This is a genomic window from Novipirellula artificiosorum (genome assembly GCF_007860135.1).
GTDB classification, from domain to species: domain Bacteria; phylum Planctomycetota; class Planctomycetia; order Pirellulales; family Pirellulaceae; genus Novipirellula_A; species Novipirellula_A artificiosorum.
Genome location: NZ_SJPV01000006.1, coordinates 231376 through 243271 on the forward strand (window position 1 = coordinate 231376; position 11896 = coordinate 243271).

Sequence of the window (11896 nt, forward strand, 5' to 3'; positions counted from 1 at the left end):
GATCCGGTGGCGTTGAAGCCGCACAGTATACAATTCTTCGTGCTAAGATGTTGTTTCATTTTTGCACCACGGGTGTTGAATCTCCAGCCCCAAATCCCCAACCCCACCACACCGATGACCGCCTCAAAACCCTTGTTTTTCGCGTCGATCCTCTGTCTGCTGCTCGTTTCGGGACTCATCGATCGACGACCGGCGACTGCGGAACCCCCGACCTATGACGTCGTCGTTTACGGCGGCACCTCAGCCGGCGTGATCGCGGCCGTACAAGCCAAGAAGATGGACAAGTCCGTGGTCCTCGTTGGACCTGACCGACATCTCGGCGGACTCACCAGCGGCGGGCTCGGATGGACCGACACCGGCAACAAGGGCGTGATCGGGGGACTCGCTCGCGATTTTTACCACCGGATTTGGCAAAAATACCAGCGACCGGAAAACTGGCCCCACCAAACACTCGACGAGTACGGCAACCGCGGCCAAGGCAACCGAGCGATCGACGGCAAGAACCGCACGATGTGGATCTTTGAGCCGCATCTCGCTGAACAGGTCTTCGAGGACTACGTTGAGGAATTTCAGATCCCCGTCCACCGGGAACAATGGCTCGACCGCGAATCCGGTGTGGTCAAAACCGATGGAAAGATCTCGTCGATCCGAATGCTCAGCGGAGAAACCTACGCCGGTAAGATGTTCATCGACGCCACGTACGAAGGCGACTTGATGGCAGCCGCCGGCGTCCAATATGCGACGGGCCGCGAAGCGGGTGACGTCTACGATGAAAAATATGGGGGCGTGCAAACCGGAGTCCTCCATCACCACCATCACTTCGATATCCTCGATCGTCCCGTCAGCCCCTATCGCGTGCCCGGGGATCCAACCAGCGGCGTACTGCCTCGGATCAGTACGGAACCCCCAGGCGAAAAACTCGCTGGCGACCATCGGATCCAAGCCTATTGTTTTCGCATGTGCTTGACCAATCATGATCCTAACCGCGTCCCGTTTGCGAAGCCCGATGGCTATGACGCATCTCAGTACGAATTATTAGCGAGAATCTATCAGGCAGGTTTCGATGAAACCTTCGACAAGTTTGACCCGATCCCCAATCACAAAACCGACACCAACAATCACGGTCCCTTCAGCACCGACAACATCGGCTACAACTACGATTACCCCGACGCGAGTTACGAGCGACGGGAAGAGATCCTCCGCGAACACGAAACGTATCAGAAGGGATGGCTGTACTTTTTGTGTACGGATCCACGCGTCCCCGACGACGTGCGGACGGAAATGCAAACTTGGGGTCTGGCCAAAGATGAGTTCATCGACAATGGCCATTGGCCTCATCAGCTGTACATCCGCGAAGCGCGGCGGATGGTTGGCATGTACGTGATGACAGAGAACGAACTGCTGAAACGGCGTCCGACGCCAAATTCGGTTGGCATGGGATCCTATGCAATGGATTCGCATAATGTGCAGCGATACATTACACCGGAGGGGTACGTGCAAAACGAGGGGGACATCGGCGTCAGCACGAAAGGTCCCTACGAGATTTCCTATGGTTCGCTCGTGCCAAAGCGAGAGGACTGCACGAACTTGCTCGTCCCGGTTTGTGTCTCCAGTTCGCATATCGCGTTCGGTTCGATCCGGATGGAACCGGTCTTCATGATTTTGGGCCAAAGTGCGGCCACGTCCGCCGTACAGGCAATCGACGAAGAGATTGCCGTGCAAGACGTCCGCTATTCAAAACTCCGCGAACGACTTGAGGCCGACGGCCAAGTGTTGACGTATGAACCAAAGAGTGCTGGGAAATAGCCGATTCAGCAAGGATCCAGCACGCAATCGGCTAAAGCCTACCACTCCAACGAATCATCCGGGTTATTCGTTCTCTGCTTTCAGCTTCGCGGACTGTTCAGCCGCCCTGCGGTGCCACTTGGTCGCTTCTTCCAAATCCCCCACACCCGCGAAGGCTTCGGCGACGGTGGTGTAGGCTTCGGACAATAACTGTGGATCTTGTTGATTCTTCGCTTCACGAAACCGTTTGGTAAACGCATCCATTTTCTCTCGCACCTCAGGCAACGCGCAGATCCGCCTACCCTCGCGAGTTGAACAACCAAAAACCACTCCAGCCAATTTGTCCCATTCCCCCAGTCGCTCGGTACCGCTCGGTTGCAATCGAAGGGTGACTTCGGCGGTCTGATCCAAATTGGACTCGATCTTGACCGATCGTCGACCAAGAAAGACCGGCAATTCATAGACTTCGCTGATCACCGTCAAGCTCTCTTCGCCGAACGGTAGTTGCAGCGTCACCTGGCCACTCCCATCGGTCGTTCCTTGAAACGGAGGCGGGTACGTATCGTCGAGCGAACCTTGGTAGTCGTGAGTCTGCACGAGGATTTCACTTCGAGCCAAATACCCGGCATAGACCTGCGATCCGTCATTCCACCATTGGACATTAGGCCAAGATGCCACATCGACTCCCGCCACAGGCTCTTCATCTTCGTCCACGGTGGTTACCTGCCAATCGACCATCGGCTTCATCGCGATCTCAACCGCCTCGCCACTGCGGAATACTTGAGGGCGATTGAAAAAATCCTTTTCCGGGTCGGGCGGATCCGTCACCTCGGACGGCGCCTTGCCCGATTTAGCAATGAACCCGTCGCAAATCGCAATGGCCTGGATCGGTTCGCCGTCCGGCCATCCATCGATCGTGAACGTTCCATCCTCATGCACAGGGACCCAGGTCGTCCATTGGACGCGATCTTGGTCCGCATCCGCCGGCGAAAGCGTCCACAAGACAACACGACCTTGTCGGACCGGTCGCGGAACCACATCGCTGAATTTACCTTCAATGCGTTGGGCCGGCGCGAGCGGGATCTCGATCTTGTGCTCTTCGCCAACCGCAAGATCGAAATCGGTCCGTTTACTAAAATGCGTGGCTTTGTCGTTTTCGATCCGAACGACCAACACACTGTTGCGACCTTCTTGCATCGGAGGAATGCGAAGTCCACCCTTCGCCAATCGCTCAACCTTCGTATCACTGCTCCATGATCGACTGTCGGACCAGATCGCGAACAGATTCTCTGTGTCAGCCGGCTTGCCATCGAGGGTAACCTGCATCACCAGCGGCACGCCCAATTTCAGTTCGATTTCGTAGGGCGTGGACGTTTCAAGTGGCACATCGATGTGGATCGCATCGGGAAACGCAAATTCGGGATGGTTGGCAAAGACCGAAACGCCGATCGTACGCGTCCGTTCGGCAGCATCGCGATAGAACGGATACTCGACCGTTGCCAAACCTTCCGTGTCGGTGGTGACCACCGTAGGATCCAACTCCGATCGATCGTCGCTATCGTCTCGCCACCATCCGTGACCTTGCGAGCTGCGCAGTGCCCAGGGCGTCACCTGCACACCCGATACGGGACGACCCTCAGGCCCCACCACACGGACGGGCAGCTTTTTGATGAGTTGACCGCCCGACAAAGCGGCGATCGCAGCTTCATCGAACTTCCCATCGGGTGCATCGGCGTGACTTGCCGATCCGAGCAAGACACAGGATGCAAAGACCACGACGGAAATCCCGACCACGATGGGCCAGCCAAGAGCAGGAAACGCGACCTGTTTTGTCATCGATGGAGCACTCCAGACGGATAAAGATGGACCGTTGCGAAGACTCTAATGCAGTGGCAGGTCCGATTTGTCTATCAATCTACACAAATCGGCCAAGAACATGTCGAAGCCGATCGTCACCCCACATTCAGCCAAGAATCAACATTCTCGATCGTCCATGGACCTCGTTGTTCGCGGCTTCGCATGGCGTTGGCTTCCGGGTCGTTCACAAATGCCTCCTGTGCCGGGTCCCATTGCAATTTTCGCCCCAGCATCATCGCAATATTCCCAAGATGAGCGACCGTGATCGTGCGGTGGCCAATTTCCGCCGGTGCATAGGCCTGACGCCCCTCTTTGATCGCATCGGTGAATTCCATGTGCTCCCCACCGCTGCCGTCGGTTCTCGGGCGACGAAGCGTCTGTTCCGCGTTCAAAGCCGTATCAAGGAGCTCTGGCTTATCCGATTGCATCGGACCACGCCAACCGCGAGTCAACAGCCACCCCTTCGTCCCTTCGAACTTGAGCCCTGGTGCGTCTGTAAACAACTCTGTCGTCAACCCCGATGGATAACGATAGTGGACCTTAAACGTTTCCGCCGTATTCCAGATGCCATCGCGAGGCGGAAATACGCCGGCGCCTTCCATTTCCACCGGCCCGGTCAATTCATTGCCGGTTGCCCAGTGCGCCAGATCGATCATGTGGGCACCCCAATCGGTAATGATGCCACCCGAATAAGCCAGGTTCCAGCGAAAATTATAATGGACCCGAGACGCGTAATAAGGCATTTCCGGTGCTTGGCCTTGCCACATCTCGTAGTCAAGTTGCGGCGGTGGCGTCCCAAGCGTTGGGTCCATCTCTTTGCGTTGGCGATTGCTTGGCGGAAGCAGGATTTTGACGTGTTTGATCTCACCAAAGACTCCGGCTTTGACCAATTCGACCATGCGGATGTAGGACTCAACCGATCGGTTCTCCGACGCGGTCTGAAAAACCTTTCCGGACGCTTTGGCCGCATCTGCCAAAATCCGCCCCTCGGCAATCGTGAGCGAAAGGGGCTTCTCGCAAATCACATGCTTGCCTGATTTCAGCGCCATCAACGCTGGGATGACGTGCCAATGGTCGGGCGTGGCAACATCGACCGCATCGATATCTTTGCGATTGATCAGATCCCGAAAATCGGCGTAGGTGTCGCAGCGATAGTCCCCACCCGACTCCTTCGAATAGTGGGCGTTAACCTTTGCGGCGGCGGTCTTGACGCGTGACGAATCGACATCGCAAACCGCAACCACTTGTTGGTCCTTGTTGGCAAACATGCGATCGAGATTCCACCCCGATCCGTGATCGCCGCTGCCGACCAGCCCCATGGTGATCCGCTCACTCGGTGCCGTATGGCCATCACGGCCGAGCGCTGAAGCAGGAATGACGACGGGAGCGATGGCCGCCGTCGCAAGTGACTTGAGGAACCGACGGCGCGGTGTCCGGTGGGCGTTGGCTTGGCGATGGAGATTGAGTGAGTTGGATTTGGACATCATGATGAATCTCAGGATAAAAGGTGGGGGGATAGGAAGCGGTTGCGAATCCAAGAAACCGCTGCATGGTTTGAGGCGGTCGAACCGGCCGAGGGCTCAATCGAGAGGGCGGATCCAAAAATTTCGGATCCCGACCGGGCAACCGTGTCCTTGGATATGAAGTGGCATTTTCTCGGCGTGCGGTGTGATTGGCCGCGCGGTCTTGTGTAGCGTCGGTCCTTTGATCTGGGTTCGATCCTGAATCAAGACACCGTTGTGCAGCACGGTGATTTCCGGCAAGGAAACCACTTCACCCTGTTGAAACACAGGAGCATGGAAAACCACATCAAAGCTTTGCCATTCCCCGGGTTTCCGGCACACGTTCACCAACGGTGGCGTTTGCGCATAGATCGCGCCGGCCGAACCATCCGCGTAGATTTTGCACGAATAGGAATCGAAGATTTGTAGCTCGTATTGATCCATCAAGAACAAACCACTGTTTCCCATATTGCCGGTACGATCGGCCAACGTTTCCGGCGTCCGCCATTCAAGATGCAATTGGCACGAACCAAACGCTTGCTTCGTCAACAACGAATCGCCACCGATCACGATCACTCCGTTTTCGACGACCGCATCGTTTTCCTCAAACGCATCAAGCGAAGTTCCATCGAACAAAACAACCGCATCCGAGGGTGCCGGCGTCCCCAAGGATCCGTCCGAGTTCGGTGGCAACACCCGCGGAGGTTGCGGTTGGTTCGGATCATGGACGCGATACGTTGCCGCAGGATAAAACTTCGTTGCGGGATAAAACGGCGTATCGTTGTACCCCGGGTACTCGTACTTGAAACGTCCCGGTTCCTCGCCAAAGGCGTCGTGGGTCAGGATCAGCATCGCAAAAAAAACACCGCAACGCATGAAGCGATCACTCAGTTTGATGTCCAACGTAGCCAGCCTTGTCTCTCGTAGTTGATGTAGCAACCAAGCCGATAGGATAACGCATTGGTGAGCGAATTACAGCAATGCAGCCGGCTCGGACCAAGGCAACACTGTTTTTTATGCTTGGGTGTGCCGAAGCATCGCCCTACCGACTCGTTTTACGAACCGCCACCTCGAATGGGATTGCGGGTAGATACCCATAATCGGTGCGGCGTGGCTTGGGTTCGGGTTCCTGCTCCGTCGGTTTCGGCGTTTCTTCCTTGTAGACGCTGAAAATCAAGTTCCCTCTTAGACCGGGCTCGATCTCTTCTTCCTCCGTCGTGATCTTGATTCCAAAGGCTCCCGAGGGATCGGTCAGAATCGACGCAGAAAGCCCCGCTGGCGGTTCGCTCAGTTCGACATGGAAATCGTCGGGCTTGATGTTTTGGGAAGCGGGAATCGCCTTCAGCAGATAGTCGCCACCTCGCGGTAGTTGCAGGCTCGCACGTGGCATCGCGACAGAGAACGGCAGCTTGGCCCCCGGTCGTCCATTGACGATCACATTCCAATTCTCAACCGTGACCAAGTGATACCAGATAAAGGCCTGCATCATGTTCTCGGCTGGGATCGCGGGGCGAACGATTTCGCTTCGACTGCGACTCCGACGACGTGCGACGCCTTCCATTTCTAAGGCGACCGGTGCCTCGGATGCATCTTTAGGAACGGTTAACGTCATCCGAATTTTGTCTACCGATCCAGGGATCAAGCTGCCGCCCAGTAAAAACCCCTCAGGGGCGTTGATCAAACGCATGGCGATGTCTTCGGCAAACCCATCTCTTCGCATGACGAACACCGTGATGGGAACGACTTGGCCAGCACGCGCGATGATGCTGGCGGGTACCACTCGGAGCTCAAAATCAGCTTGCGGAGCTCGCAGACTCAACCGATAGCTGAAGTCCGGGCCTCCTTTGCGTTGTGCATCACTTAGGTGCAAAAAGTAGTTGCTTCCTGCCGGTAGGGCAACCGACAAGTGAGAGTCCGCATGGTGGGTTTGCAAGGCTTGTGTGATGTCTTTGTGGTCATCATTGAACGCAATCTCCTGGCCTGTTTCGTCCGTAATTCGCAAGATCGAGTCGACCGGCGATCCGAGTCGGCGAGCGTGGACTTCGGCCACCAAGCGGCCGCCGCCAGCGATTCGAAAGATGTCTTCGTCGCCCGCTTGATCGATGCGTCCATTCACCGTAACCGGTGTCTTGATCGTTTGTGCATTCTCGTAGTTGTCGTTGGGTTCCTCGTCAAAGACCTCCTGCCAATAGTCGATCTGAACGGGGAAACGGATCGAGACGCCGCTGGATTGCTGCGATGTGTACCAACGCGTCGGCCGATATTGTTTCCGAGACATCGTTTTGATTGGCAGTTGAGTATCGGTCAGGTTCCATCCGTTGAGCAGCAGCGTGACCTCGGAATCGACCGAAGCGCCAAGCGGAAAGACACTGGTCACAAAGGGAATCTCACCGAGCGTGATGCGGTACACAAAGTCTTCACGACCTCGATACAGCGTGTCGCGGATTTCGATCGTGTAGCGGTCGTCGCGAGGAACCTCAAAGTACAACACAGGGTCTTGGCGATAGTGAAAGGAATCGGCATAGCTGACTTCATTTCCCGCTGAATCGGTCAACCGTACGATGGCTTGAAACCAACCGGGAACGGCATCCGCCAAGAAGGGAATCACATCGCGAGCCGCCACATCGATGACCAACTTGGATCCCTTCGTCGCTTCAAATGCAAACCGGTCGGTGTCGCCGGGCATGATTTGACCATTGATCACAACCGGCAAGGCGTCGACCGCATCATCCGCGTCGAAAACACGATCATTCGGTTCGTTTTCCTTCACCTCATGCCAACGACCAATGTGCAACCATATGGGGTTCGAGATTGCACCGTCCGTAAGAAATCGCAACTCGCGTTTTCCTGGTTCAGCTTGCTTTGCGACGACCAACCGAAGGGTCACTTGTTCTTCCAGTTGCTCATTGGGCTGGCGTTTGGGATCGCGATCACGTTGACGATAGATCTCCATTTCTTTTCGTTGCTCTTCGGTCACACCGGCCGCTTCCATGACCTCCTCATCGGTCGGCTCACCGATTTGGCCTGCCGCTTCCCGCTCGGCAATCAAGGCCTCTTTCGTTTCCTGAATCTTCATTCTCAAGTTGGTGTATTCACCCCGGCTGAGGGGGCGATACCAACCGATGATTTCGATGTCGACGTCCTCCCCTTCCAAATAGATTTCGGTGGCGTCTTTCAGGTGTTGGCCGCCCACGACAATCTCGGACTCGGTCCCGCGCTGGCAGCCGGCGGGGAACGCGTAGGCAAGATGGGGATCCCGACCGCGACGCTGTGCCGTCGCAGGTGCAGCGTTCAGAAGCAGCAACAGTGCAACGGACAGAGGGGTAAGGAAGGGGGAGGGATACGTTCGTGTCATTTTTAAAGATGGGGTTTGCTATCGTTAGAGCTCAGCCTTGAGCCCCATGTCGTGGACGGAGGCTGCTGCATTCGTTCTCGGCCGGTCTTCTCGTTTGCTTTTGACGCTCTTGTCTCGAAGCGGTGGCTCACGAATTGCTGTTTCATCGAACTACGTGATCTCGGTTAGTCGGCCACCGCTTTCCATGCCTTCGTCTTCGCCTGGGGTTGCCCGAACGAATTCGCCCATGGGGTGTGGTAAGCTGGCTTCGGGGTCGATCCCCAACAACTCGTACATCGTTCCGATCAAATCACCGGGATAGACGGGGCGATCTTTTACTTTTTCGCCTTGGGCATTTGACGATCCAACGATCTGGCCGCCCTTGAATCCGCCGCCGGCGACGAGTGTCGAGAAAACCGATCCAAAATGATGACGGCCACCATTCCAAGGCGATTCGTTTGCCACCTTGGGGGAACGACCGAATTCACCGATGCACCACACGATCGTACTCTCGAGTAAGCCGCGGTCGGCCAGGTCGGCGATCAACGTTCCTAAGCCACGGTCAAGTTCCGGCAGCTTGCGCCGCATCGTTTGGAAATGCTCTTTGTGAGTGTCCCAACCACCGTGATTGATGGTCACAAACTTGGCTCCTTTCTCGACCAATCGTCGTGCCGCCAAGCACGATTGGCCAAACTTCGTTCGGCCGTAACGCGTTCGCATTTCGTCGGGTTCTTCGGCCAAGTTAAACACCATGCCGGCGTCACCGAGCATCAGGTCGTAGGCCTGACTCCGAGACGATTCGGCCAATGCCAAATCGGGGAGTTCGCCAATGGCACGATGGAGCGAATTCAGTTCCGCGAGTAACTCACGCCGTTGCAACTGTTGATTCTCGGACAAGTCAGCCGCCACGATGCCTTCGACGGCAAATCGACTTGCATTGGGATCACCGCCGGTGGCGAACGGCTTGTACTTAATTCCCATGAAACCGGCTTCTGAGAACCTCCCTTGTGGCTGGGTCAGCACAATGTAGGGTGGAATCAGGTTTTCGGGACCTGCGGTTTTGGTTTCCGGGAACCCCTTGAAGGCACAAACGACGGCGCCGGCCGCCGGGTAAACAAGCCGACCGGGCATCCGTCCGGTTTGCGTCAAGTAAGAAGCCGTCTCGTGGCCAAATTGTCCGTGCGTCATGCTTCGGATCAAGGAGTACTTGTCAGCGCACTTCCCAAGCTCTGGCAACAATTCGCCAATCTGAATGCCTGGCACGTTCGTCTGGCAGGTGCCACTCAGGGGGCCGGTGTAGTCACTTCCTGCCTCTGGTTTCGGATCAAACGTGTCGGTGTGCGGCGGTCCGCCGGCGAGCCAAATCTGGATCACCGCTTTTGCTTTTGCCTCGGGGAACTTCTTGGTCGCCGCATCACCCGAAGCGATGGCGAAGTCCTTGGCTTGCATTCGCGATGCCAGAGCCAATCCCGCAGAGCTAAGCACGCCCGCGTGGAGCGTTTGACGACGACTAAGAGTGGGTCCCCAATTCAGAGCAGGATGCGAATGGGTCATGATGGGTTACTCCAAAAGCGACGAAGCGAAGGTCGCGGTGACATTCGGGTGATAAGGGTTTGATCGACGGTGCAAGGAAAACGTTCCCTAATGGCGGAACAAAAACTCGTCGGTATTGACGAGTGCCCATGCCAAATCACGAGTGCCCTCGTGGGAGCGGCAAAGCTCTTCTGCGGTCATTCGCTCCGTCTCGGTCGGTCTGCGCGACAAAATCGCAAGGTAAAGGATCTCCGCTGTCTGTGTTGAATTGATCGCTTGACGGAGTAGCTCCTTGATCCCAGGACCCTGTTTGAGCTTGTCGCGAATATGGTTCGAGTTGAGCAGGTGCAACGCTTGACCGGCGGTCAGTCGATTGTTTCGTTCAAGTTCCATCCCCGTATCGCGAGCAGGACGCCCAAAGGTCTCTAAGAAACTGCTGGTGATGCTGCCGTCGGGAAGTGCAATCGCTCGTTGATGATCGGGCAAGAAGGTGAAAGGCTCTGGAATGATGCTCATGTACACTTCGGTCGTTCCGGTGATTTGACAGATCGCATCAATCAAGACTTCGGCATCGAGGCGTCGCGGGTGGTAATGAGCAAAATGCACTCCCGCGTCCGGATCCTCCGTTGCTGGAATACAGGACAACTGGTAGGTGCTTGAATTGAGGATTTCTCGAAACAGGTGTTTGAGGTCAAAATCAGCCGCAATCAGGTCGTCTGCAAGATGATTCAACAGTTCAAGGTTCGACGCGGGATTCTCTGGCCCGACGTCGTCAGGCGGGTCTACAATGCCGCGTCCGAGTAGCCAAAACCAAACACGGTTTGCAATGGCTCGAGCGAACCAAGGATTCTTTTCATGAACCAACCAGCTCGCGAAAACGCGTCGAGGATCTTCACCCGCCGGGATGATCGCTTTCACGCCGTTGGGGTAGACGGCCGCGACCGGATCATTCGGGGATGCCGTCTCACCGCGTCGGGCATCATAGAAAACGATTTCTTCTTTCCATTCCCCCGTCGGTTTGTAGCCCACTTTGCTAAAAAAACCGCTCATCCCTTCCAGCCGTTCGGTAGGCCATTTTTCGGCTCGTTCACACAAGAACGTCAAGGCTACCGTTTGAGCAATCGCGATGGGCTCTTTGCTTTGCATCGCACGATAGAAGTTGACTTGCGGCGTTCGGAAATTGCTGCCCGAGGCAGTCAGCAATTCAAATGCGAACTCATCGTAACGACGATTGGTCTTGACCGATTCATGAATCCAATGGTGATAGGCCTGTGCTGCATTCGGCCAAAGATTGATCGGAAACTCAGCTTTGACTCTAAGAATGTCACACCACTTCATCGTGATGTAGTCGACGTACTCGTCTCGTTGGAGCACGGCGTCGATCAGTTTGGCACGCTTGCGTTCATCACGGTCGTCAAGAAACCTTGTCGTTTCGTCTACGGTTGGCAGCGTGCCGAGCAGATCAATGTAAACACGGCGCAGGAAGGTTTCGTCGCTGCAAAGTTTCGCAGGCTCGATTCCTCGCTCGATCAGGTTGCGGAAAACCAAATCGTCAATGGAGTTGTGAGCATGAACGGGCGACTCGCTCTCGAAGGGTCGATCGGTCCACTCGGTATCGAACGTTTCCAGATCGTGCATGGTGTCTGGCAAATCGAGCGCAAGCGATTGACCGGAGTGAGAAGCTGGCACGTCCGGTCGGACCAAAGCGTCCTCGCGAAGCCGGCGGTCGCGGCGATCACGCTCGACAGCAGCGACCGGTGACGCCTTTTCCGCAGTAGCGGACCCAGTGGTGGGCGACGAAACCTCGGATCCCGATTCGGCGACGACCCAAACCACCAATCCGAACATCACGACGGATGAACCGAACATCAGCACCACGAGCCAG

At 55.9% G+C, this 11896-nt stretch carries 7 protein-coding genes; 1 reads left to right on the plus strand and 6 read right to left on the minus strand.

Annotated features, from left to right (window positions below; genetic code table 11):
* Positions 1-114: 114 nt before the first annotated feature.
* A complete protein-coding gene (locus Poly41_RS17765; RefSeq protein WP_146528061.1) occupies positions 115-1806 on the plus strand; it encodes an FAD-dependent oxidoreductase in 1692 nt (563 codons plus the stop codon).
* A 63-nt stretch (positions 1807-1869) separates the two neighbouring features.
* Here the strand turns inward: Poly41_RS17765 and Poly41_RS17770 are convergent, their stop codons facing one another.
* The 6 genes from Poly41_RS17770 to Poly41_RS17795 form a co-directional block, all read right to left on the minus strand.
* Positions 1870-3621, minus strand: coding sequence for a hypothetical protein (locus tag Poly41_RS17770; RefSeq protein ID WP_146528062.1), 1752 nt, complete (start codon positions 3619-3621; stop codon positions 1870-1872).
* Positions 3622-3737: 116 nt separating this feature from the next.
* Positions 3738-5129 (minus strand): Gfo/Idh/MocA family protein, encoded by a 1392-nt coding sequence (locus Poly41_RS17775; protein ID WP_146528063.1) that lies wholly within the window; start codon positions 5127-5129, stop codon positions 3738-3740.
* Positions 5130-5222: 93 nt separating this feature from the next.
* Positions 5223-6047 carry a 3-keto-disaccharide hydrolase gene (locus Poly41_RS17780; protein WP_146528064.1) on the minus strand — a complete coding sequence of 275 codons (825 nt, stop codon included), beginning with the start codon at positions 6045-6047 and terminating at the stop codon, positions 5223-5225.
* A 139-nt stretch (positions 6048-6186) separates the two neighbouring features.
* Positions 6187-8499: a peptidase gene (locus Poly41_RS17785; protein WP_146528065.1), complete on the minus strand. Its 2313-nt coding sequence runs from the start codon at positions 8497-8499 to the stop codon at positions 6187-6189.
* Positions 8500-8649: 150 nt separating this feature from the next.
* A complete protein-coding gene (locus tag Poly41_RS17790; RefSeq protein ID WP_146528066.1) occupies positions 8650-10032 on the minus strand; it encodes a DUF1501 domain-containing protein in 1383 nt (460 codons plus the stop codon).
* Between the two features lie 87 nt (positions 10033-10119).
* Complete coding sequence (locus tag Poly41_RS17795; RefSeq protein ID WP_231615745.1) at positions 10120-11880, minus strand: DUF1553 domain-containing protein; 1761 nt, start codon at positions 11878-11880, stop codon at positions 10120-10122.
* Positions 11881-11896 lie beyond the last annotated feature (16 nt).